Below are 21,392 nucleotides of genomic sequence, written 5' to 3' on the forward strand. Positions count from 1 at the left end.
AACCGCTGCACACTTCTGCCCGACAGGCATTCGATCCCCCACCGATGCAAGCGACGCCTACTTCGGCGCCGTTGCGAACATGGCGTCGACAAACCGCTTCGCCTCCGCCTGCTGCTCCCCAGAACTTCCGCGGGTGTAGACCAACGTTCTCCACGCGTCGCGTCCGCTGACGGCCACCGTCACTTCAACACGCGTATCCTCGACACCCAAAGCCTTCCCCGTTGCCTGCAAGGCTGTCATGTCGAGGACCGTGACTGGCTGCCACGCAGAGGTGATCTTGATATCCGAGGCCAAGGCGAACGCAAGCGCCTCCGCATAAACGGCGGTTTCGACGCCTTCGGACGGGAGCTGTTCGTGACCGAACACCGCCTCCGACAGAAGTTCGGCGGAAAAGAAATAGAAGGCGCGACCATCCTCGACTTCGAGTTCCTCGGGCTGCCAGGACGCTCCGATAGTTGCCGCCCTCTGCGTCACCGGATTGGACCAGGATTGGGTTGTGCGGAGGTTCCTCTCCATCTGCCGATCCTCCATCCCGAGCACGGAGGTGCCGACAAACAGAGCGGCCGAAACGGCGAGCGCGACCCCGAAACGAACCTCTGAGGGATCGGCAAGAACTGCCGGATTGCCATCGTCGTAGCTCGCGGGCTGCCCCAGGGCAACGCGCCGGTGCTGCCGGATTTGCGTGAACAGGGAAACGAAGGGAATGCCGAACCCCAGGCCCGCCACCCAGACCATGAACTCCCTGACCAGGAAGAACGCGAAGCGGTCGCGACCGGGCGGCACGGGAACTCGCACACCGACGATTGCCTTGCCGGGCGTGGTCCCCGTGACGGCCATGCTGATGGCAAGCACCACCGCGACGAGGGGCAACAACATCAAGCCCAGCAGCACGCTGGGCATGGAAACCATTCGCAGGTAGGTGCTCGGCGCGTAGAAGACAGCCCACAGACCGATGCCCGCGCCAAGCAGCGGGATAAACAGGAAATTGTCGATGAAGCGCGCCCAAAACCGCGGCCAGGGCCGGTAGCTGACGGCCGGCCTTGGCAGGACCGCGACCGGTTCGGCGACAGGTTCCAGCGCGCCCGGTTGCTCCGGCAGCGTTGCGAAGACCTCGGCAAGTTCGGGATGGCTTGCGGCCACCCGCCGTTCTTCCGCCCCTTCCCGCCAGACGACGGTCTCGTCCGCAATCTTGCCGTCTCGAATGAGGGTACGAACCTCGTCGTCACCGACAGGCCCATGTTGTTCTGGTCCTGCTGAGTAGTACCAAGCTGCCATGCTGTTGCCCCTTGCCTTGCGGCACGAGTAGCAAAAGCCATCGCAGCGGTAAAGTTGCGGAAATCAAAATGAACATTCCAGGAGTTGTCGCCGCGCCGTCGCCACAACAACAGCTCTGGCGCGCCGAAGCGGCAGCAGCCGGCACCGCGCATCGGCCGAACCCGGTATCCGATCCGCTTCGCCTCAGGCCTCGCTGCTAAAGTAACTCAGGATCAAAAGCGTGCAGATCGCTGCAACGATCAAGGCGTCGAAAAGTGCAAAATGCTCGAAGAACGAGAGCATGGCATTTCCTCCTTCCAACTAAACCTATGAGAGCACATATTTCCACGGTTTGGAAGAAGAATACCGGGCTATACTGACGTTCAATCGATATTACTCGGCATTATTATTGCTCTGCAGCAAATTTATTTCGGCACCGCACAATACGACTTCAACATCGAGACCCGGCACAACTTGAAGATTCGGCTCTCGATCGGAATGCCGAACGACTTGATTTCCTTCAACCGCCCGGGACGCGCCGGCCCGCTTGGAGGTGACGCCAGTCCTGCCCGTGGCGGCCTTCAGTCGCCTTCGTCGACGAACGGCTCTGAGGAAAAAGCCCAGCGCCGGCGTCGCGGCAAACCGATTGACGGCGCTACCGGAAGATGTAGACATTAGTAATATCGAATAAAAAGATCCACCGGCCGGCGGGTCTATTTTCCAGGGGGTGCGCATGTCTGAACTGCAAGCGAACAACGCCCGCGCGGGCGGCGAAACGGCTGTCGCCGACAAGGACAAAAGCGGCTTGACGCGGCGCGAGGCGCTCATGAGCGGCGCGGCGTTTGCCGTTGCCGCCGGCATGCCGGCTGGCCTTGCCGCCTTCTCCCCAAACCCGGCCCTCGCCAATGGCACGACACCGCCGAACATCGTCTACATCATCGCCGACGATCTCGGCTGGGCCGATGTCGGCTTCCATGGCTCCGACATCAGGACGCCCAATCTCGACAAGCTCGCCGAAACCGGCGTGACCGTCGACGAATTCTACACCCAGCCCATGTGCACGCCGACGCGCGCCGCCTTCCTCACCGGCCGCTACCCCTTGCGCTACGGACTGCAGACCGGGGTCATCCCCTCGCCCGGCTCCTACGGGCTGGCGCTCGACGAATATCTGCTGCCTCAGGTGATGAAGGATGCCGGCTATAAAACCGCGCTTGTCGGCAAGTGGCATCTCGGCCACGCCAAGGTGGAATACTGGCCGAAGCAGCGCGGCTTCGATACGTTCTACGGTGCGCTGGTCGGCGAAATCGATCACTTCAAGCATTCCTCCCACGGGGTGAAGGACTGGTACCGGGACAACAAGCCGCTCGAGGAAAGCGGTTTCGACAACACGCTCTTCGGCGATGAGGCGGCGCGGGTCGTGGAAGGGCATGATGCCGCCGCTCCCCTGTTCCTCTACCTCGCCTTTACCGCGCCGCACACGCCGTTCCAGGCGCCTGAGGATTATCTCGACCGCTACAAGCACATCGCGGATGAAAACCGCCGCGCCTACGCGGCGATGATTTCCGTGCTTGACGATGGCATCGGCAAACTGGTGGCAGCGCTCGAAAAACGCGGCATGCGCGACAACACGCTGATTGTCTTTCACAGCGACAATGGCGGCGTGACAAGCTCGCTCTTTGCCGGCGACAACAAGGTCAGCGGCGGATTGCCGGCGAACAACGGCCCCTACCGCGACGGCAAGGGCACGCTCTACGAAGGCGGCACCCGCGTCGCAGCGCTTGCCAACTGGCCGGGAAGGATCAAGCCGGGCAAGGTCGGCGGCATGGTCCATGTCGTCGACATGTACCCGACGCTCGCAGCCATCGCCGGTGCGCCGCTCGGCAAGAACAAGCCGCTCGACGGCATGAACCTCTGGCCGGCCTTGAGTGAAGGCAAACCTTCGCCGCGCGGGGAGCTCGTCTACAATGTCGATCCGCTGGTGCTGTGCGCAAGGACAATTGGAAGCTCGTCTGGAAGGCAGCCCTGCCCTCCAGGCTAGAGCTTTTCGACATCGCCGCCGACCCGTCCGAGACGAAGGATCTCTCGGCAGAGAACGGCGACAAGCTGCGCGAACTTCAGGACTGGATCACCAGGCTCGCCGGCGAAATGGTCCAGCCGCTTCTTCTCATGGATGCCGCGCGGCTGACCTTCTATGCACCGCCGGTCGTCGCCGACCCTGCGACGCTGTTCAGCCTTGGAGATTGATTATCAGCGAAGGTCGCGCAAGCGCGGGCGCTTGCCCGCCTAAACCGGCGTCACGGATTTCACGCTGCCGGTACTATCGACGACGCAGTTGTATTTGCGGCCGCCTGCGTCGAGATCGACGCTGTAGCTTGTCGCGTCGAGCGCCCGGGAGCTCGTCGGTAGCACCTTGGTGCTTTCGAGCTTCGCCGTGCCCGCGACCGCGTTGGCGCAGATCAGCTGCAGGTCGGCCGGCGCCGTCTGCAGGCTCGTGCGCGCCATATCCTCAGGTTTGGGCGCTGACTGGCAGCCACCGATTATGGCCAGCGCCAAAGCCACGGGAACAAACCCCTTCGAACGCAACATCCCCTCGCTCACTATCTGTTCTCCCCTTTGAGTATTTGCCTGTCACTGGGTCCTGCGGGACGGATTGGCCACGCCTGACCCTGCGGCCAATTAAAAGCACTCGCCACCCCTGTTCGAGCGACGTCATACCCCCTTGTAGAGTGCTGCCCCCTGCATCAGCACGATCACCTTGGCGCCGATCTCGATGCGGGAATGCAGGTCGGTGACGTCGTCATTGTTCATGCGGATGCAGCCGGACGAAACGTCGAGCCCGATCGTCCAGGGCTCGACCGTGCCGTGGATGCGGTAGATCGTGTCCTGGTCGCCCTCGTAGAGATAAAGCGCGCGGGCGCCGAGCGGATTGTCCGGCCCGCCGGGCATGCCGGCCGCCCATTTGGCGGCGTTCGGGTCGCGGGCCACCATCTCGGCCGGCGGTGTCCAGGTCGGCCATTCCGCCGTGCGTCCGACGCGCACGATTCCGGCCCAGCCGAAGCCCTCGCGGCCGACGCCGATGCCGTAGCGGATCGCCTGGCCGCCCGGCTGCACCAGGTAGAGGAAATGCTGGTTGCCGTCGATGATGATGGTGCCGGGTTGCTCCGCCGTGCGGAACGGCACCACCTGGCGGCGGAAGGCTTCCGGCAGCTGGTTGTTGCGGGCGAAGTATTGCCGCGCTTTCTTCTTGTCGTAATTCACCCACTTCTTGGTGCGGGCATCATAGATCTGCGTCTGTGCCAGTGCGGCCAGCGGACCGAGGCAGAGCGCAGCGGCAAGAACGGCAGCACCGAGCTTGCGCCGCGTCCATGCCGGCTGATCCTTGCTGACAGGACGGTTATGGTCGGATGTCGCGGTCATGGCTTGGCCCACCCGTCGATGCGCGCTGCGTTGTCCTCGGCCCATTTCTTCGCATAGTCGGCCGGCGCCTGCCGCTCGACCTCCAGCGCGTAGCTCATCTTCGTCACTTCCTCCGGCGAGAAATCCACCTTCTCCAGGAACTTCGCAATGTCAGGGTGCTTCTTGCCGAAGGCGGTGGCATAGGCGATCTGGAAATGCGCCGCCTCCCAGGCGGTCGAGGCGCTGGATTTCGACACCCAGAGCGGGTCGCTCGGCGGCACGATCTTCCACTTGGCGGCATCGTGCGGCGGCTCTTCGAGCCTGGCAATCTGGTGCAGCTCGAACACATGGTGCGGCGCGTAGCAGTAAAACACCATCGGCCGCCCGGTCGCGACCGCCGCGTCCACCGCCGCCATCGCCACTTCCTCTTCCGCCTCGAACAGCGTCAGGGTTTCGCCATAGCCGTAGCCCGCCGCCCGCGCCCGTTCGATACCGGTCGAAAGCCAGGTCGCAGCACCGATCCACATCTCGCCCTTGCCGTCGCCGTCAGTGTCGAGGATCTTGGTTTTCTCGGGGTCGCTGAGATCGGCGACCGTCTTGATCGTCGCGGCGGCTTCCGGCGTGGCGCAAAGCCCCTGCCAGGCCGGCACGCTGCGTTCCGTCAGCTGACCGACACCCTTGTCGGTCACGTATTTGCGCACGACATCCTCGAAATTCGGCCGCCAGACTTCGGGCTGGATATCGACCGTGCCCGTCTCGAAGCCGACGAAGGCATTGAGCGTGCCGAGCTCCTTGACCTCGGCATCGAGGCCGAACTTCTTGGCGATGCCGACCTTCAGGATATTGGCCGTCGCCTGGCCCGACGGCCAGTTCGGCATGGCGATCACCAGGTCGGCGGCAGTGGCCGGCACGGTCACGGATGCGGCAAGCATGACAGCCAGCGCCGCTGGCAGATACCTCGACTTTCCCTTCACAGTCCCCTCCGGCCTCGATTAATCGATGCGAATGACGTCGTGAATGCGTATCAGGAATGCGTCCAAGTTCCGGGGCAACACGAGGCGCGCGCCACGGCTATGCGAATGCTATCAAAGTGATACAGCGACCTTTGCGGGTCCGGTAAGACCGCGGCGCTGCAGTGTTCCCTGTGCCGTCTGCCGGCATCTTCGTTTCTTGGCCGGCAGGATGCATAGAACGACGGCCTTCGTCAACGATCCGGCTACACCGCACGTTGCATGGGGAGGGCCTCTTCATCGGCGTTCACGCCGCAGCACCGCGCGAGACCGCAAGCATTGCATGCCGGAGTTCGTGGAGCCTACGGCTCTGCCGCACGGGCAGCCTCTTTCCCGATGGCGCGCCGCGCCCTGAAATCGCGCAGGGCGAACTGGCCTGCAACCAACCAAATCGCCAGCTCAAGCGCAAAGGTCCAGTGCAGCAGGAAGTTCAGATACCAGGGCTTATAGACTGCCTGCACATGCACCAGGTTCACCCGGAGATCGGCGAAGGGAAAGAGCCAGCGGATATCTGCCGCGATCGAATCCATCACCAGATGCAGGAGCACGCTGATGAGCCCGACACTGACGAGGACGAGCTGATTGCGTCGCCCGGTGGCGATGAGGAGAAGCGCGATCGCCGCCGCCAGCACCAGCCAGAAGACCGGCGTATGCACCCAGTAGTCGTGATGCGGCGTGCGGCGCTGGTCGATCAGGTAGAAATAGGCGAGATCGAAATCCGGCAGAACGGAACAGAGCAGCCCGATGCCGAAGATGGCGCGGGCCTGCGAGGGATTGCGACGCGCAAAGGGGCGGCTCAGCAGATAGCCTGCCGGCAGATGGGCAATGAACAAGGCAGGTTTCCTCCTGAAGCGCAATCCCGCGGAACCGCGTCTTTCACACCCGCAGTCGAGACGTGAATGCTTGAGGATTTGCAACCGAAAATGTCGGATTCGTGGCTGTTGCCCACAGCCGCCGCTGCCAGCGGGTGCTACCAGTTGCCCGGATCAGCACTGTGATCGATGCTGGCGAATTCGTCGGCCTTTTCCCGGTCGAGCGTCAGGCTGGTGGCTTTCTTCGCCGCATCGGTGACGGCGTAGGTGAGCGGCGCCGGCTCGCGCGTCAGATACTGGTACATCAGAAGTGCTGCTTCCTCGGCGCTATCGGCCTCGAACTCTCTGACAACGCTGACGGAAAACTTGTGCATGGCCGGCCCCTGCTCTTTGAACGCACCTATGAGATGGCGCGCCCGCGCCCGGCGTCAATGCGTCACGGGCCCATCCGCCTTCTTCCAGGCGGCGATGCCGCCCTCGATATGGCAGGCGCTCGCGATGCCGGCTTGCTGTGCCGCCTCGACAGCCATCGCCGAACGCTCGCCATAGGCGCAGTAGAAGACGATGCGTTTGCCGGTCGCCTCCGCCAGTTCATGCAGCACGCCGCCGGTCGCGATGTTCTGCTCGAGATCCGGATAGGGCGCGTGCAGCGAGCCGGGAATGACCCCGTGCTTTTCCCGCTCGGCCTTCTCCCGGAGATCGACCAGCGCGATCTTCGCCCGGCCGCAGAGCGCCAGCGCCTCCTTGGCCGAAAGCGCCCAGCCACGCCGCGCGATCTCGTCCTGGTGCAGGCCGATATGGACGTTGGCCGGCACCGCCACATCCATCATCTTCGGGTTCGGCAGCTTGAGGTTGTTCATCAGGTCGACATATTCGTCGACGGATTTCACCCTGAGACGTGGATTGAAGTGCTTCTCTTCGCCGATGGTCGAAACCGTGTCGCCCTTGTAGTCGTGCGCCGGGTAGACGAGCGTCTCGTCCGGCAGCTTCAGGAGCTTGTTGAAGATCGAGTCATATTGCTGGCGCGGGTCGCCGTTCTGGAAATCCGTGCGCCCGGTGCCGCGGATCAAGAGCGTGTCGCCGGTAAAGACCCGCCGCCCCATGTCACCGCCCATCAGGAAGGAATAGGAATCGTCGGTATGGCCGGGCGTATAGAGCACGTCGAGGCTTAGACCCTCGATCGACACCCGGTCGCCCTCCGCAACCCGCATGGAAACGACGTCGGCCGCCGTCTGCTCACCCATCACGGTGATGCAATGGGTCTGGTCGCGCAGCGCCCCGAGGCCGGTGATGTGATCGGCATGGAGATGGGTGTCCACGGCCTTGACCAGCCGGAGGTCGAGTTCGCGGACGAGCTGCAGGTAGCGCTCGACCTTTTCCAGCACCGGATCGATGATCAGCGCCTCGCCGCCCTGGCGGCTGGCGATCAGGTAGGTGTAGGTGCCGGACACGCTGTCGAACAATTGACGGAAGATCATCGGCGGCTCCTTGCATCGAGGCGTCATGCAACAGACGGCGGCCCGCCCCTCATCCGCACGGTGAGGGGATGCGCCCCTCATCCGCCTGCCGGCACCTTCTCCCCGCAAGCGGGGCGAAGGGACGTTGCCGGACGCCCGAGTTTGCCCTCTCCCCGTGCGGGGGGAGCTAAGCTTGCACCCACGACCGCGCCAGCCGCAACCTCCAAACGTTGGAGGAGGCGAAGAGCCGAGCGGGTACCGCATGTCTCCTTCTCCCCGCCTGCGGGGAGAAGGTGCCGGCAGGCGGATGAGGGGCATTTCCCTCACCGCGCGGATGAGGGGCAATTCCCTCACTGCGCGGATGAGGGGCACTTCCCTCACCCTTTGCCGATGCGACGCCTCAGCCCTTCGGCTGCGGCACGATGCGGATATAGGGCTTCGGAGCCTTCCAGCCTTCCGGATAGACCTTGCGGGCGTCCTCGTCGCTGACCGAACCGGCGATGATGACGTCGTCGCCCTGCTTCCAGTTCACTGGCGTCGCCACCTTGTGCTTGGCGGTCAGCTGCAGCGAGTCGATGACGCGCAGCACCTCGTCGAAGTTGCGGCCGGTGGTCATCGGATAGATGAGGACGAGTTTGATCTTCTTGTCCGGACCGATGACGAAGACGTTGCGCACCGTCTGGTTGTCGGCTGGCGTGCGCTTGGTCGGGTCGCCGGAAACAGGCGCCGGCAGCATGCCGTAGAGCTTCGAGACGGTGTAGTCGACGTCGGCGATCATCGGGAAGTTCGGCGCATGGCCCTGCGTTTCCTCGATGTCGGCGGCCCAGCCGGCATGCCGGTCGAGCGGATCGACGGAGAGGCCGATGATCTTGACGCCGCGCCGGTCGAATTCCGGCTTGATGCGCGCCATGTAGCCGAGCTCGGTGGTGCAGACGGGCGTGTAGTCCTTGGGGTGCGAGAACAGGACCGCCCAGGAGTCGCCGATCCAGTCGTGAAACCGGATGGTGCCATCGGTCGTTCCGACCTCGAAGTCCGGTGCGAGGTCATTGATTGCAAGCGTCACGATACCCTCCAATGTGTGTGTGCGCCGCGCCCGCCGGGCGCGATGGGAGCACTCTATTTTCTTGACAGCGCCGCGTCCGGCAAGGCGCCCAACGGCCGCTGCAATCCTCTGCTTTCGTCCATTGTTTACGCTCCGGCGACAACCGTCCGGAGGAAAAATTCCTTTAGAAAATCAAATCATTACGGCAGCCTTGGAGCACACCGGGAAGCCCGGCGCCAAGGCGCGATGCCCAGTGTGCCACTTTTGCCGCTTAAGGCAACCGGAAAGACGCAGCCATTGCAACCGGCCGGATCGAGGCTTGCATCATCGATCGTCGGTCGCCGCGGCAAGCCAGCCACGCGTCGAAATGTTGTCGCAACGTCAGCCTCGCCGCTGCACGCGTGTGCAGACGCGCCAAGCGCCATTGATCTTATCCTTGGCTATTCGACAATGCGGACATCGCTCGCCGGTTTCATCCGCCAATGCCGGAAGGTTCGCATCCGACGGGCGACTTGAGCAGGCTCGTATGCCTGTCGCTGCTACTCTTTCTTCATTCGGAATTTCTCGTGACAGCTGCCGCAATTCGTGGTTACCGCGTTGAACTGCGTCTTAAATGCTTCGAGATCCTGCGGATTGGCAGCGACGGCAGCGGCCGCATCCACCCGGAATTTCTCGGCAGCCGCCTTGAACGCGGTCATATCTTGCCAAATTGCCGGCAAGGCGGCCGTGTCTCCGGTTTCGCTGCCGGCGGGAAACAAGACGTCCACGTCGAATTTTTCTGCGTTCTCGCTAAGGCCCTTGAGGGCGGTCATGGCAACGGCAGCGTCAAACGGCTTTTCTCCCTTGACCATGGGAGCGACGGTGCCGACCAGTCTACCGCGCTCCTTCATGATAGCCTTGCGATCTGCAATTGGATCAGCGAAGGCGCTGGAGCCCGTAAGCGCGAGTGCGGCGATGGCAAGAATGAGCGTTCTCATGAGCAAACCCTCTAGATTGCGGTTGAGCGGCATGACGAAACCCAACCAAAATACACGCAAAAAATTCACCCCCCCAATTCACGCTTTCGTGTTGTTCTGGTTTGGAATTTCGCAATTCCGGAAGGAAAACCGCTGCAAACTTTCCCTGGAATTGCTTGTCTTATGACATTGGCTGCCGAACAGGTCAGAACGGAACCGCTGCGGGAGGGTCGCCGCCCTCCCGCAGCGGCGAGGGTCGGATCGTTGGAATTGCGGACCTTTTGATGGGTCGAGCTAGAGTCGGATCGCCCTCGTCTTTCCCTTGAGGCCTGAACGGATACCCGGAGTTCGGCTCCGGATGACAAGCACAGGACAAGCGAAAGATGATGAACGATAGCATCGGGGTCGACATCTCGAAAGACCATCTCGACGTCCACAGGCTGAGCGACGGTGTGAGCCGGCGCTTCGCCAACGACAGCCGTGGCCATAGGACATTGATCGGCTGGTTGGAGCGGCCTGGGCTGCGTATCGTCTGCGAGCCGACAGGCCCCTATCATCGGGACCTTGAGCACAGGCTGGCAGAGGCGGGCTTCGCGCGGGTCAAGGTCAATCCGCGTCAGGCGCGGCGATTTGCCGAGGCCACCGGCAGGCTCGCCAAGACCGACCGGTTGGATGCTGCGATGCTCGCCCGCATGGGGGCGTTGCTCGAACTTCAGGCGCGGCCGGCGCGAGGCCCGACCCTCAACGATCTCAAGGACCTGCGCATGGCCCGCGAGGCATTGGTGAAGAACCGAACGGCGGCCAGGAACAGGGCGAAAAACCTGACCTTGCCGATCCTCAAGCGCCACAACGCCGAACAGCTCAGGCAGATCGAGCGCCAGATCGCGGCCCTCGAAAACGAGATCATGGCGCTCATCAAGGTCGATCCCGACCTCGCACGACGCTTCGACATTCTCGTCTCGATCCCGGGCGTGTCAGCAATCACCGCCTTCGCGCTTCTCATCGACATGCCCGAACTCGGTACACTCGACCAGGCCCAGGTCGCTTCCCTCGCCGGCCTCGCTCCGGTCGCTCGCCAGTCCGGACAGTGGATCGGCCGCGCCTTCATCCGCGGCGGCCGGGCCAATGTCCGACGAGCACTCTACATGCCCGCGCTCGTCGCCATCCGCTTCAATCCCGACCTCAAGGCCAAATACGACCGGCTCAAGGCCGCCGGAAAAGCCTCAAAACTCGCCATTACCGCCGTCATGCGAAAGCTCATCATCATCGCAAACGCATTGCTCAGGGATGGCCGCATATGGGAACCAACCCGTACTTGACCAACACGGATACTCTGGGACCGCCGCTCTCTACTGCAGCAGCGCACAGAACGTCGCGAGATCGACATTGCCGCCACTGATCACGATGCCCACTCTTTGCCCGGCGCAGGGAAGCACGCCCTGCAGCACGGCGGCCGCCGCCAGGCATCCGGTCGGCTCCACGATCATCTTCATGCGCTCGGCGAAGAAGCGCATGGTCTCCACGAGTTGGGCGTCGCTCACCGTGACGATCTCGCGGACACCGCGCTTGAGGATCGGGAAATTGTGTTCGCCGATATGATTGGTGAGCGCCCCGTCGGCGATCGATTTCGGCACCGGGATATGGACGATCTCGCCCTTCCTGAGCGACTGCTGGCCGTCATTGCCAGCCTCCGGCTCGACGCCGACGACGACCGCGCCCGGCGAACGCTCCTGGGCGCTGAGTGCCGTGCCGGCGAGCAGGCCCCCGCCGCCGAGCGGCGTGACGATCAGGTCGAGTTCGCCCACCTCCTCGATCAGTTCCAGCACCGCCGTGCCCTGCCCGGCGATCACATCAGGATGGTCGAAGGGCGGGATGAGGACGGCATCGCGCTCGGCCGCCAGCTTCGCGCTGATCGCCGACCGGTCCTCGGTGTAGCGGTCATAGAACACGACATCGGCGCCATAGCCGCGGGTCGCCGCCACCTTCATTTCGGGCGCATCCTTCGGCATCACGATCGTCGCGGCAACACCCTGCAGCCGTGCGGCATAGGCGATCGCCTGCGCATGATTGCCGGAGGAGAAGGCGACGACGCCGCGCTTCTGGCCGCCTTCCTGCAAGGCGGCGATCGCATTGTAGGCACCGCGGAATTTGAAGGCGCCGGCGCGCTGGAAATTTTCCGCCTTGAAGAAAAGCCGCGCGCCGGTGGCGGCATCGGCTGTACGCGAGGTCAGCACCGGCGTTCGATGCGCCATGCCGGCGATGCGGTCCCGTGCCGCCTGCACGTCGTCGAAAGTTGGAAGGCGCAATGCCGCCTCTGCCGCTGAAACTGCCATGAGCCTCTCCCTGAGCTTGCCACTTCCGAGGCTATTGAATGCGGTCCTGCAAGGCAAGGATGCCAGCGCGGCTACCCACTGCTGGAAACGACGGTGCGGTAGTGATCGACCGCGAAGCTGAAAAGCACCTTCAGCATGAACAGGGCCGACACCGCCGCCATCGCCGGCGTCAAGCCCGGCAACAGCGGCAAGCCAGTGAGGCCGACCGCCAGCAGCAGCCCGCCGACAAAGGTCTGTGCGGCGCGTCCCGCAAGCAGATTGACGACCGCGGCCGCAGCGATCGTATAGGCCCAGACGGCGACCGCAGCACCGAGCCCGGTGCCGACGAGCAGCGCGACGATGACCACATGGAAGTGGATCGCGATGAAGATCCAGCGATTGCGCGGCCGCGCCGCGTAGAAGTCGAGGGCGTGAAGTTGGCGATGCAGCCGGCGGCGATATCGAGGACGAGGACAAGCGCCAGTGCCGCCCGCCACCAGGCAAGGCCTGCCAGCATCTGGCCCGCCGACAGGGCAAAGGTGGCCGCAACACCGACACCGAACAGGAGGATCGCCAGCAGATAGGCCGGCGGCTGCTATTCACCGAACATGTCGTGAAGCTGGGGATGTATGCGAAGAGATCTCATGAAGGCCACACCGCCACACTGAAGAGTTGGCCACTGTGAGCAGACCCGGCCAGGGCGCAAGCAGCTAACCGTAACGCGCGGCCGGTTGCGACCTTGGCCTGCACCCTGTTTGCAGGCCCCGGCTTGCAAGCCGGTTGCCCGTACTAGGTTGCGACCCTCTTGACGGCCGTCATGATCTCCGCGGCGCTCGGGAACACGCCCAGTTCGTCGGGGCCGAAGCGCGCCTCGATCTCGCTCCAGCTGATGATGCCGGCTGCATCGACCAGGAAGTGGCCGACCAGTTGCGTGCCGTGTTCGGCAAAGATGCGCAGATCGGTCTCGTCCGGCTCGAAGCCTTCGCGTGCATTGAGCAGCTTATTGGCCTGCATCGGATGCATCGGTTCGGCGAGCTCGCCTGTCGGGTTGATGCGCGCTGCGGCGAAATCGGCAGGCCGCGTGCGATGGGGCCATTGCGGCGTCTCCGTACTTTCGGGCGGAAGCAGCGCGGCCTGTGGCGCGCCGAAATCCCTGTGCGTCTGGCAGTCCGGATCCGCAAGGACCGTGACCGGCGTCGGCTGGAAGCGGAAATAGAGGCGCGCCCGTTCGACAGGAGTATTGACCACCGCCAGCGTTTCCACGCCGACGGCGCGCAATGCCGGCTCGACGGAGGAAAACTGCCGCATCTGGCGCCGGCAGAACGGGCAGTGCAGGCCGCGGAACAGGCCAATCAGAAACGGCCGGCCGCGAAGGCTCGCAAGCGAAACCGGATCGTCCCGATTGGCGCTTGCAAGCTCGAAGGCGGGTGCGGGTTGTCCCGGCTGCAACGGCTGCACTCTCCGGTCTGCCATCTGCTCCCCCAGTCGACGCCCCTGCGCCGCTCCGTCCCTGCCCGTGATTTTCGCTCCCATTGCCGCCCGCCCCGAGGCCGGGCCATGGCGGAAGATAGCCCCACCCTATCACAGGTGGACGCACGGCCCACGCCGAATGGTGATCTGCATGGCGTTTTGTGCCGCCGGTGCTAATCGAGCCAATCACCCAGCAGCTTCGCGAGCGCCGCGACACCCTGACCGATCTGCGGCACTTCGAGGCTTGCGTAGCCCATGACGATGCCGGCGCGGTCCGGCCGGTGACCGGCTTCATCGGCGCCGTAGAGGGGCGAGATCGGATAAAGGCCGATGCCCGCTGCCCGCGCCCGCGCGATCAGTTCGCCTTCCTGCGTCCGGTCCAGCCGCTCGAACCAGACGACGACGTGCAATCCGGCATCGGCGCCCGATATCGTCACCTCGTCGCCGAGTTCCGCCTTGAGCGCCGCGAGCAGCGCCTCGCGGCGGCGGCCATTGCTGCGCCGGCTCCTGCGGATGTGGCGTTCATAGGCCCCGCTTGCAATCATCGTCGCCAGCGCTTCCTGCTCGAGGCTGGGCGAATGCCGGTCGACGAGCTGCTTGGCGGCGGCGAAGACGGCGCGAAGCGGCGGCGGCACGACGAGATAACCGAGCCGGAGCATCGGCGACAGGCTCTTCGAGATCGTGCCGAGATAGAGGACGTTCTCCGCATGGCGCATCGTCTGCAGCGGCGGGATCGGGCGGATATCGTAGCGATACTCGCCATCGTAATCGTCTTCGATCACGTAGGCGCCGCTGCGTTGCGACCAGGCGAGAAGCTCCTGCCGGCGCCGGGCCGATAGCACGCCGCCGAGCGGAAACTGATGCGAGGGCGTGACATAGGCGAGCCTGACGGCGTCAAGCCCCGCGAGCGCCTCGGTCCGCAGCCCCTCCCCGTCGACGGCAATCGGAACCACCTCAGCACCGGCGGCCGCAAACACCCGGCGCGCCATGACGTAGCCGGGATCCTCGATCGCAACGCGGTCGCCGGGGTCGACGAGCACGCGGGCGGCAAGATCCAGTCCCTGCTGCGAACCGTTGACGATGATGATCTGGTCCGGCGCACATCTGAGCCCGCGTGCCCGCCAGAGATAGGCCTGAAGGGCTGCCCGCAGCTCCGCCGAGCCGCCGGGGTCGTCATAGGCGAGCCGCGGCTGGCGCCGCCGAAGTGCGGCGTTGACCGACCGGCGCCAGGCTTCCGCCGGGAAATCGGCGGCCGACAGGTCGCCGTAGCGAAAATCGGCGATCAACCCACCGGACTGCGGCGGCACCCAGGTCGGCCCGTCGCCAAGGGCCGCTCCAAAGCGCGACAGGCGAACAGGGGCTGCCGGTCTCGGCGCAGGCCGGAAAGTCGTCCCTGCGGGGCGTGGCTTGACACCCTCATGCGCATGCAGCAGCGCCACCCTTGAAGGCGCGCCCTGCCGGCTCTCCAGAAACCCCTCGGAAAGAAGCTGCTCATAGGCCGCAGTCACGGTGGTGCGCGAGACGCCGAGCTCGGCCGCCAGCGCCCGCGTCGATGGCAGCCGATCCTCAGGACCATAGGTGCCGCCGAGGATCTGCGCCTTCAGCGCTTCGTAGATACGCCGGGTGGTCCCGCCCCTCGCCTCGTTGCTCTCCGTCACCAACTGGCCCACTCATTTATACGGAAACTGGATATTCGTTCTGGTCCAGTTTGCCTCTATGAAGTGGCAAGCACAAGGAGCGAGATCATGTACACACCCGCAGCCTTCAAGAAGGAAACACTGAGCGTGCTGCACGCGATCATCGAGGCCGCATCGCTTTCCACTTTCGTCACCGCCACGGCCGATGGCCTGCTGGCCACGCCGCTGCCGCTGCTGCTTGATCGCGACGAAGGCCCCCATGGCACGCTCTACGGCCACCTCGCCCGCGCCAACCCGCAAGGGACGACCGCGCCGATCGGCGCGGCCATGGCGACCTTCATGGGGCCGGACGCCTATGTCACCCCCTCCTGGTACGCCTCCAAGCGCGAGCACGGAAAGGTCGTGCCGACCTGGAACTATTCGGCCGTGCATGCCTATGGCGAGGTCGAGTTCTTTACCGACGAGGACCGGCTTCTCGATGTCGTCACCCGCCTGACCAATCGTCACGAGGCGGCGCGTGCCGAACCCTGGCAGGTGAGCGACGCGCCACCCGCCTTCGTCAAGGCCCAGCTTCGCGGCATCATCGGTCTGCGGCTGCCGATCGACCGCCTCGACGGCAAGCGCAAGTTCAGTCAGAACCGCAGCATTGAAGATCGTCAGGGCGTGGCCGCAGGGCTCGCAGCCAGCGCGCGGCCCGAGGATCGCCTCGTCTCCGGGGAGATACCGGTCTGACGCTCAACGGGCGCCTCGTCTAGCATCTCACCCGATGGATGAGACGTTCCGATTTTCCGTCAACTTTCCCGCGCAAGACCTTAGAACGACTCCGCGCATCAGCAGACGAGGTATCCCATGCCGTCGCTCGACATTCTCCTCACCTTCTTCGTCACCACGGCGATCTTCGCCTATATTCCGGGACCGGCGATGCTCTACGCCGCTGCGCAGACGATGGCGCGCGGCCGCTTTGCCGGGCTGATGGCCTCGCTCGGCATCCATCTCGGTGGTTACGTGCATGTCCTTGCGGCCGCCGCCGGTCTCTCGATCCTGTTCCATGCGGTGCCGACGCTCTATCTCGCGGTGAAGCTAGCCGGTGCCGCCTATCTCGTCTGGCTGGGCTTCACGCTGATGCGTGCCAAGGCGAGCGGCGATGGCCACCTGCCCGCGGTCGAGGCGAAATCGGCCCGCCGCGCCTTCTTCGAAAGCATCACCGTCGAGGTTCTGAACCCGAAGACCGCGATCTTCTTCGTCGCCTTCCTGCCGCAGTTCACCGATGCCTCCGCCGCCTTCCCGGTGTGGGTGCAGTTTCTGCTGCTCGGCACCGTCGTCAACCTGATGTTCTCCTCCGCCGATCTCGTCTGCGTGTTTCTCGCCGATGCCGTCGTCGTCAAGATGCGCCGCTCCACCCGGGCACAGCGCCTGCTGCAGCGCGCCGGCGGCACGGTGCTGATCGGGCTCGGCGCCCATCTCGCCTGGCAGCGGACGTAACCCCACTTGGGCGGCGCATCGAGCGCCGCCGCAAGCCTACCTTGCACCCGCATCACTTGCAGCTATCATGCGTGAACGCCATCGGGGGACACGCGCATGGGAGAAGGCGGCCAACCTATTCGCACCACAGGTGCGGACATCCTCGTCGATACACTTCTGGCAAACGATGTGAATGTCTGTTTTGCCAATCCCGGCACGTCGGAAATGCACTTCGTCGCCGCCCTTGATCGCAAGCCGGAGATGCGCTGTATTCTCGGCCTCTCCGAAGGCGTCGTCACCGGTGCGGCCGATGGCTATGCGCGCATGACGGGTCGCCCGGCGTCGACCCTGCTCCACACCGGTCCCGGCCTCGCCAACAGCCTTGCCAACCTGCACAATGCGCGGCGCGCCCGCACGCCTGTCATCAACGTCGTCGGCGACCATGCCTCCTACCATCTTGCGCTCGATGCCCCGCTGACCAGCGATATCGAGGGCCTGGCCCGCCCGATGTCGAACTGGGTGCGGCGGGTGCAAGATCCCTCCGACGTGAGGCCGACGGCGGCGGCCGCCTATCGCGCGTCGTTGACGCCACCGGGCGTTGCCACCATGATCCTGCCGGCAGACGCGTCCTGGGGCGCGCTTTCCACCGACGCGCCTGCGCAAAAGGTGCTTGTCGAAGCCCCGCGGCCGGCAAGTGCGGAGACGGTCCGCGAGGTGGCCCGCCTCGTCCGAGCAAACCCGGAAGGGGTCGCCATGGTCTTAAGCGGCGCCGCCGCAAGGGCCGAGAGCCTCGCCATCGCCGGGCGGATCGCGGCAGCCTGCAACGTCCAGCTTTTCAACGAAGTGCTTGTCGCCCACACCCAGCGCGGCCGCGGGCGGGTGGCGCCGCGGCGCATCCCCTACCCGATCGACATGGCGCTCGAAACGCTCCGCGACGTCAAGGTTCTGATCCTCGTCGGCGGACCGGAGCCGGTGGCTTTCTTCGCCTATCCCGGAAAGCCCGGCCGACTGGTGCCGGAAGGCTGCGCGGTGGTCACGCTTGCCCGCCATGGTGAAGACCTGAAGGGAACGCTCGAAGCGCTGCGCGACGAACTCGGCATCAGCCCGTCCCACCCTCTGCCGACACCGAGCGTCCCCACAGACGAAGGCGAACCTTCGGGCGCGCTGACGGAAGACGCAATCGCCGTCATCGTCGCCCATAAGGTGCCCGAAAATGCGATCGTCTGCGACGAGGCGGCCACTTCGGCCCGGCGTTACTTCGCACTTTCGGCCTTCTCTGCGCCGCACGACTTCCTCATGCAGACCGGCGGCGCGATCGGCGAAGGCATCCCGCTTTCCACCGGTGCCGCGATCGCCTGTCCCGACCGCAAGGTGATCTGCCTGCAGGCCGATGGCTGCGCCATGTACAATATTCAGGGCCTGTGGACGCAGGCGCGCGAAAACCTCGACATCGTCACCGTCATCTTTTCCAACCGTACCTACGCCATCTTGCATGCCGAAATGCGCAATGTCGGCGTCGAAGAGATCGGGACGAACGCGCGCCGCATGCTGAACCTCGACAACCCCGCGCTCGACTGGGTTTCGCTCGCCCGCGGCTTCGGCGTCGAGGCGGCCGTCGCGACCTCCTGCGAAGCCTTCGCCGCGCTCTTCGATGCCGCGCTGTCGCGGCGTGGACCCTTTCTGATCGAGGCTCGCCTTGTGTGAAATTCCCTGCCGTTTTTGCACTGCGTCGAGCACCGGCGCGTCGTAGAGATGATGCTCCTGACCGATGGGATTTACCGGCCTCCGGGCGCGGAAATCACAGGATAAACAATTGATTTAAATAGGCATTTCACAAAAATTCGACCGCAAACTTGCGCCCGGAAACTTCTCGCTTATATTAGCGGCGCCCTAGGTTCGCGCTCATCTGTCCGAGTCGCATTTCAGTTTTGGGCCCCCTTCAACCGACAATGTTCTTTGTCGGTGGACCAACGAAGGAGACACTTCATGTCCTTTAAGAAAGACCTAACCAAGGCCCCCGGCGCATCTCTGTCCCGCGTCAATATCGGAGCCGCCATCAAGCATTCGCGTGAAACCGCCGGCTATACGGTCGACGATCTCTCGGTCACGACTGGCCTGACGGAAGTTGAAATCTCAAAGATCGAGCTTGGCGCCGATACCGATCCCGCCAAGCTGCAGCGCATCGCCGCCGCATTGCAGGTCTCGCCGCAGACCTTTACAAGCGCCTGACAAGCGGGGGCGGTGCGCCGAAGACAGCGCGCCGCCGCCTTCTACCTTCGCGCCTCCTGTCGCGACCGGCCGCTTTGGTCGAAATGGCCAGCGACAGCCCGCTTGCCGATCCAAGAATCCGCTTGCCCGCCCTCAAAGCAGCGCCTGCCTTTTCATTCAGCAGCTATGCGTCCGGAGCACCGCGCAACGCCGGGTCGCGGCGTGGCTCACGCGCACAGCGTCTGGCTCTCGAGAAGCCGTATCAGCTTGAATAACAAGAAAAATAAATGGACGAAAAACCCGCCATTTCAGGCCTTTGCAGATGTTTTCGCGATCGCTCAAAATCAAATAATTTAATATTTTCATTGAGTTTCAAAAAGTATCGTCTATATATCACCTCATCGAATATTGCTTGTGACCTTTGACACGGCGCTTCCGCGCGGCCAGATCTCCTCTCAAATATCGATCACCGCCAGAGAAATATTTCTGGTAAATTCAGCGATTGAAAGGAAATCGTCATGGCTTCAGGCACGGTAAAATGGTTCAACGGCACCAAGGGCTTCGGCTTCATTCAGCCCGACGACGGCAGCACGGACGTGTTTGTACACATCTCCGCGGTCGAACGGGCTGGCATGCGCTCGCTCAACGAAGGTCAGAAAGTGACCTTTGACGTTGTTGCCGACCGCAGAACGGGCAAGAGCTCGGCCGACAATCTCAGGGCCGAATAATTTGTCATTCGCCCTCCTCTGACCACGGATGTACTGGCAGGGAGGCGCTTGAATGACGGGAAGAGGTCGGGGAACAACCCGGCCTTTTTGCGTCTCAGGGCCCTTTTCAGGAGACCACCATGAGCCGCAAAACCTATGAGATTGGCGACAAGGTCACGCTGAGGGCGAGTGCCGCTCAGTCGACCTTGAACAGCCGTCTTGGTCTGATCGTCGGCCTTTTGCCCAATGATCGTGGCGAGGCGCGCTTTCGCGTAAGGGTCGAAGGCGAGACGTTCGAACGCTGCGTGCTGGAGACTGACATCGAGCATGCCGAGACTTCGAAAGAGGACGCCCCCCAGGCGGCCATCACCGGGCCCTGGCTCAAAAAATTGAGCACCAAACCCGGCAGATAACCGCGGCTACAGGGAAAGCCGCGACCGACAACAGGAGAACATCTTTTGCAGGTACTCGTTAGGGACAATAACATCGACCAGGCCTTGCGCATCTTGAAGAAGAAGATGCAGCGCGAGGGTCTGTTCCGTGAATTCAAGGCGCGCAGCAGCTACGAGAAACCTTCGGAAAAGCGCGTCCGCGAAAAGGCAGAAGCGGTACGGCGCCAGCGCAAGCTGCAGCGCAAGAAGCTCCAGCGCGAAGGCCTGCTGCCGGGACCCAAGAAGGCAGCGCGACCTTCGCGCTGAGGCTTGGGGTCGGCAAAAATCCGCCCGTTTCAGGAGACAGGTCATGACGCCACACCCCAACACGGCATTTAAACCGGCCAAGACCTCCGCGAGCGAGAAGGCCTCCGCCACCGATCACACGGCGAGAGCAATCGTTGCTGCCGAAAAGATCGCCCGCGACAAGAAGACCGAGAAGCTCAAGGCCCAGCGCCTTGAGCGCGCCGCCGCCGAACCGCCTGCGGAGGTGCCCGCAAGCAAACCATCCCGAAAATCGCGCCGGCCGTAATATCGACTGAAACCGAACGCGCAAGCCCGGACATGGGAATAAGGACTTGCGCAAGCACCGACAGCGCCGCGCGTCTTATCAGACGCGCAAAGGTCGCCGTAGACTTTGACTTGCTGCAAGTCTTCGTCCTTAAATCGAGATCGATTGAAGGAGACATGCAGTAGGAGAGAATTGTCGGAGAGTCCTTTGTGCGTTCAGATGAACGTACGGCGCCCTGGACGCGCCGAAAACGACGTTTCCCGTCAACAGGAGGTGGCTTCATGTCACCCGCTCAGCGGCATCCATTGGCTCCCTCCGACCTGGCAATGCTCGATGGCGTGTTGCGGCGCGCGGGCTTTCATCAGCGCGTCGACCTTGACGATCAAGACAGCCTTCGCCTTGCCGCCGTCTTCCTTGTCAGAAGGTTCCAGGCGGGCGTTACCACCGCGGATATCCTGCTTGCTGAACTGCAGAACCGGGATGGGCTGCGCACCCCGCGGCAGATTGAAACCGCAAATCTCGAACAGTGGGAAAACGACGGCGGCGCGCCGCAAAGACCCAGCGCGATTACCCGCTACACCGGTGCCCGACGCCTCCCCTGGCCGGGCGCGATATCGCCCCTGAACCCGACACCCCGTCCCGGCAAGCGCCCGAAATCCGGCAAGGTCCCGAAATCCTGATAGGCCCGAAATCCGGACAGGCCCGTAACCCGGACAGGCCATGAGTGC

General features: G+C 63.6%; 25 protein-coding genes. 12 read left to right on the plus strand and 13 right to left on the minus strand.

The genetic code is table 11. The features are described 5' to 3' along the window. Window positions 1-57: 57 nt before the first annotated feature. Window positions 58-1,275, minus strand: coding sequence for an RDD family protein (locus tag IB265_RS09975; RefSeq protein WP_057253763.1), 1,218 nt, complete (start codon window positions 1,273-1,275; stop codon window positions 58-60). A 712-nt stretch (window positions 1,276-1,987) separates the two neighbouring features. Here IB265_RS09975 and IB265_RS09980 point away from each other — a divergent pair. Then, window positions 1,988-3,292, plus strand: coding sequence for an arylsulfatase (locus IB265_RS09980; protein ID WP_246805899.1), 1,305 nt, complete (start codon window positions 1,988-1,990; stop codon window positions 3,290-3,292). Beyond that, a complete protein-coding gene (locus tag IB265_RS36665; protein ID WP_246805900.1) occupies window positions 3,238-3,498 on the plus strand; it encodes a hypothetical protein in 261 nt (86 codons plus the stop codon). Before IB265_RS09980 ends, IB265_RS36665 begins: the two co-directional genes overlap by 55 nt. A 39-nt stretch (window positions 3,499-3,537) precedes the next feature. On the opposite strand, the gene IB265_RS09985 is transcribed toward IB265_RS36665, so the two are convergent. The 8 genes from IB265_RS09985 to IB265_RS10020 form a co-directional block, all read right to left on the minus strand. Continuing rightward, window positions 3,538-3,840: a hypothetical protein gene (locus IB265_RS09985; RefSeq protein WP_244495711.1), complete on the minus strand. Its 303-nt coding sequence runs from the start codon at window positions 3,838-3,840 to the stop codon at window positions 3,538-3,540. A 123-nt stretch (window positions 3,841-3,963) separates the two neighbouring features. Continuing rightward, window positions 3,964-4,671 (minus strand): L,D-transpeptidase, encoded by a 708-nt coding sequence (locus tag IB265_RS09990; RefSeq protein WP_057253759.1) that lies wholly within the window; start codon window positions 4,669-4,671, stop codon window positions 3,964-3,966. Then, complete coding sequence (locus IB265_RS09995; RefSeq protein ID WP_057253758.1) at window positions 4,668-5,582, minus strand: glycine betaine ABC transporter substrate-binding protein; 915 nt, start codon at window positions 5,580-5,582, stop codon at window positions 4,668-4,670. The genes IB265_RS09990 and IB265_RS09995 overlap by 4 nt, the downstream gene beginning before the upstream one ends. Window positions 5,583-5,962: 380 nt before the next feature. Further along, window positions 5,963-6,493, minus strand: a complete 531-nt coding sequence (locus IB265_RS10000) for a metal-dependent hydrolase (protein ID WP_057253755.1) — start codon at window positions 6,491-6,493, stop codon at window positions 5,963-5,965. A 137-nt stretch (window positions 6,494-6,630) separates the two neighbouring features. After that, on the minus strand, window positions 6,631-6,846 hold the full coding sequence (locus IB265_RS10005) for a hypothetical protein (RefSeq protein ID WP_057253754.1): 216 nt from the start codon (window positions 6,844-6,846) through the stop codon (window positions 6,631-6,633). Window positions 6,847-6,900: 54 nt separating this feature from the next. Beyond that, window positions 6,901-7,950: an MBL fold metallo-hydrolase gene (locus IB265_RS10010; protein WP_057253752.1), complete on the minus strand. Its 1,050-nt coding sequence runs from the start codon at window positions 7,948-7,950 to the stop codon at window positions 6,901-6,903. A 379-nt stretch (window positions 7,951-8,329) separates the two neighbouring features. Then, window positions 8,330-8,992, minus strand: coding sequence for a peroxiredoxin (locus IB265_RS10015; protein WP_057253750.1), 663 nt, complete (start codon window positions 8,990-8,992; stop codon window positions 8,330-8,332). Window positions 8,993-9,510: 518 nt separating this feature from the next. Continuing rightward, a complete protein-coding gene (locus IB265_RS10020; RefSeq protein ID WP_375293056.1) occupies window positions 9,511-9,981 on the minus strand; it encodes a c-type cytochrome in 471 nt (156 codons plus the stop codon). Window positions 9,982-10,310: 329 nt separating this feature from the next. Here IB265_RS10020 and IB265_RS10025 point away from each other — a divergent pair, with 329 nt between their 5' ends. Further along, a complete protein-coding gene (locus IB265_RS10025; RefSeq protein WP_192494768.1) occupies window positions 10,311-11,246 on the plus strand; it encodes an IS110 family transposase in 936 nt (311 codons plus the stop codon). 30 nt (window positions 11,247-11,276) lie between these two features. On the opposite strand, the gene IB265_RS10030 is transcribed toward IB265_RS10025, so the two are convergent. From IB265_RS10030 to IB265_RS10045, 4 genes are all read right to left on the minus strand, one after another. Continuing rightward, on the minus strand, window positions 11,277-12,260 hold the full coding sequence (locus IB265_RS10030) for a threo-3-hydroxy-L-aspartate ammonia-lyase (RefSeq protein WP_057253746.1): 984 nt from the start codon (window positions 12,258-12,260) through the stop codon (window positions 11,277-11,279). Window positions 12,261-12,331: 71 nt separating this feature from the next. After that, window positions 12,332-12,736 carry a hypothetical protein gene (locus tag IB265_RS10035; RefSeq protein ID WP_210334445.1) on the minus strand — a complete coding sequence of 135 codons (405 nt, stop codon included), beginning with the start codon at window positions 12,734-12,736 and terminating at the stop codon, window positions 12,332-12,334. Between the two features lie 292 nt (window positions 12,737-13,028). Continuing rightward, entirely contained in the window at window positions 13,029-13,712 is a 684-nt protein-coding gene (locus tag IB265_RS10040) for a redoxin domain-containing protein (RefSeq protein ID WP_057253744.1), read from the minus strand. Window positions 13,713-13,882: 170 nt separating this feature from the next. Beyond that, window positions 13,883-15,367 (minus strand): PLP-dependent aminotransferase family protein, encoded by a 1,485-nt coding sequence (locus IB265_RS10045; protein WP_309140283.1) that lies wholly within the window; start codon window positions 15,365-15,367, stop codon window positions 13,883-13,885. A gap of 87 nt (window positions 15,368-15,454) precedes the next feature. Between IB265_RS10045 and IB265_RS10050 the strand changes: the two genes are divergently transcribed. From IB265_RS10050 to IB265_RS10090, 9 genes are all read left to right on the plus strand, one after another. Beyond that, window positions 15,455-16,078, plus strand: coding sequence for an FMN-binding negative transcriptional regulator (locus IB265_RS10050; RefSeq protein ID WP_057253740.1), 624 nt, complete (start codon window positions 15,455-15,457; stop codon window positions 16,076-16,078). Between the two features lie 117 nt (window positions 16,079-16,195). Further along, the gene (locus IB265_RS10055; protein WP_057253739.1) at window positions 16,196-16,828 is read left to right on the plus strand and encodes a LysE family translocator; all 633 of its coding nucleotides are present in this window, start codon (window positions 16,196-16,198) and stop codon (window positions 16,826-16,828) included. 96 nt (window positions 16,829-16,924) lie between these two features. Continuing rightward, a complete protein-coding gene (locus tag IB265_RS10060) occupies window positions 16,925-18,511 on the plus strand; it encodes an acetolactate synthase large subunit (protein WP_057253737.1) in 1,587 nt (528 codons plus the stop codon). A gap of 282 nt (window positions 18,512-18,793) precedes the next feature. Continuing rightward, the gene (locus tag IB265_RS10065) at window positions 18,794-19,036 is read left to right on the plus strand and encodes a helix-turn-helix domain-containing protein (RefSeq protein ID WP_057253735.1); all 243 of its coding nucleotides are present in this window, start codon (window positions 18,794-18,796) and stop codon (window positions 19,034-19,036) included. Between the two features lie 497 nt (window positions 19,037-19,533). Then, window positions 19,534-19,743, plus strand: a complete 210-nt coding sequence (locus IB265_RS10070) for a cold-shock protein (RefSeq protein WP_057253733.1) — start codon at window positions 19,534-19,536, stop codon at window positions 19,741-19,743. A gap of 119 nt (window positions 19,744-19,862) precedes the next feature. Then, on the plus strand, window positions 19,863-20,135 hold the full coding sequence (locus IB265_RS10075) for a hypothetical protein (RefSeq protein ID WP_057253730.1): 273 nt from the start codon (window positions 19,863-19,865) through the stop codon (window positions 20,133-20,135). 45 nt (window positions 20,136-20,180) lie between these two features. Beyond that, window positions 20,181-20,420 carry a 30S ribosomal protein S21 gene (gene rpsU / locus IB265_RS10080; RefSeq protein ID WP_057253728.1) on the plus strand — a complete coding sequence of 80 codons (240 nt, stop codon included), beginning with the start codon at window positions 20,181-20,183 and terminating at the stop codon, window positions 20,418-20,420. Between the two features lie 43 nt (window positions 20,421-20,463). Then, window positions 20,464-20,685: a hypothetical protein gene (locus IB265_RS10085; RefSeq protein WP_057253726.1), complete on the plus strand. Its 222-nt coding sequence runs from the start codon at window positions 20,464-20,466 to the stop codon at window positions 20,683-20,685. 260 nt (window positions 20,686-20,945) lie between these two features. Next, window positions 20,946-21,344 carry a hypothetical protein gene (locus tag IB265_RS10090; RefSeq protein WP_156414711.1) on the plus strand — a complete coding sequence of 133 codons (399 nt, stop codon included), beginning with the start codon at window positions 20,946-20,948 and terminating at the stop codon, window positions 21,342-21,344. Window positions 21,345-21,392 lie beyond the last annotated feature (48 nt).

The sequence above is a fragment of the Ensifer sp. ENS10 genome, assembly GCF_014852025.1.
Lineage (GTDB): Bacteria > Pseudomonadota > Alphaproteobacteria > Rhizobiales > Rhizobiaceae > Ensifer.

Bases quoted from the DNA above. Each gene is read 5' to 3' on its own strand.
- IB265_RS10090 (WP_156414711.1), top strand. From the start codon at position 20,946: ATGTCACCCGCTCAGCGGCATCCATTGGCTCCCTCCGACCTGGCAATG.
- IB265_RS10055 (WP_057253739.1), top strand. From the start codon at position 16,196: ATGCCGTCGCTCGACATTCTCCTCACCTTCTTCGTCACCACGGCGATC.
- IB265_RS10050 (WP_057253740.1), top strand. From the start codon at position 15,455: ATGTACACACCCGCAGCCTTCAAGAAGGAAACACTGAGCGTGCTGCAC.
- IB265_RS10040 (WP_057253744.1), bottom strand. From the start codon at position 13,712: ATGGCAGACCGGAGAGTGCAGCCGTTGCAGCCGGGACAACCCGCACCC.
- IB265_RS09995 (WP_057253758.1), bottom strand. From the start codon at position 5,582: ATGCTTGCCGCATCCGTGACCGTGCCGGCCACTGCCGCCGACCTGGTG.
- IB265_RS09980 (WP_246805899.1), top strand. From the start codon at position 1,988: ATGTCTGAACTGCAAGCGAACAACGCCCGCGCGGGCGGCGAAACGGCT.
- IB265_RS09985 (WP_244495711.1), bottom strand. From the start codon at position 3,840: ATGTTGCGTTCGAAGGGGTTTGTTCCCGTGGCTTTGGCGCTGGCCATA.
- IB265_RS10005 (WP_057253754.1), bottom strand. From the start codon at position 6,846: ATGCACAAGTTTTCCGTCAGCGTTGTCAGAGAGTTCGAGGCCGATAGC.
- IB265_RS10025 (WP_192494768.1), top strand. From the start codon at position 10,311: ATGATGAACGATAGCATCGGGGTCGACATCTCGAAAGACCATCTCGAC.
- IB265_RS10030 (WP_057253746.1), bottom strand. From the start codon at position 12,260: ATGGCAGTTTCAGCGGCAGAGGCGGCATTGCGCCTTCCAACTTTCGAC.
- IB265_RS10085 (WP_057253726.1), top strand. From the start codon at position 20,464: ATGACGCCACACCCCAACACGGCATTTAAACCGGCCAAGACCTCCGCG.
- IB265_RS10065 (WP_057253735.1), top strand. From the start codon at position 18,794: ATGTCCTTTAAGAAAGACCTAACCAAGGCCCCCGGCGCATCTCTGTCC.
- IB265_RS09990 (WP_057253759.1), bottom strand. From the start codon at position 4,671: ATGACCGCGACATCCGACCATAACCGTCCTGTCAGCAAGGATCAGCCG.
- IB265_RS09975 (WP_057253763.1), bottom strand. From the start codon at position 1,275: ATGGCAGCTTGGTACTACTCAGCAGGACCAGAACAACATGGGCCTGTC.
- IB265_RS10070 (WP_057253733.1), top strand. From the start codon at position 19,534: ATGGCTTCAGGCACGGTAAAATGGTTCAACGGCACCAAGGGCTTCGGC.
- IB265_RS10060 (WP_057253737.1), top strand. From the start codon at position 16,925: ATGGGAGAAGGCGGCCAACCTATTCGCACCACAGGTGCGGACATCCTC.
- IB265_RS10075 (WP_057253730.1), top strand. From the start codon at position 19,863: ATGAGCCGCAAAACCTATGAGATTGGCGACAAGGTCACGCTGAGGGCG.
- IB265_RS10020 (WP_375293056.1), bottom strand. From the start codon at position 9,981: ATGCCGCTCAACCGCAATCTAGAGGGTTTGCTCATGAGAACGCTCATT.
- IB265_RS10010 (WP_057253752.1), bottom strand. From the start codon at position 7,950: ATGATCTTCCGTCAATTGTTCGACAGCGTGTCCGGCACCTACACCTAC.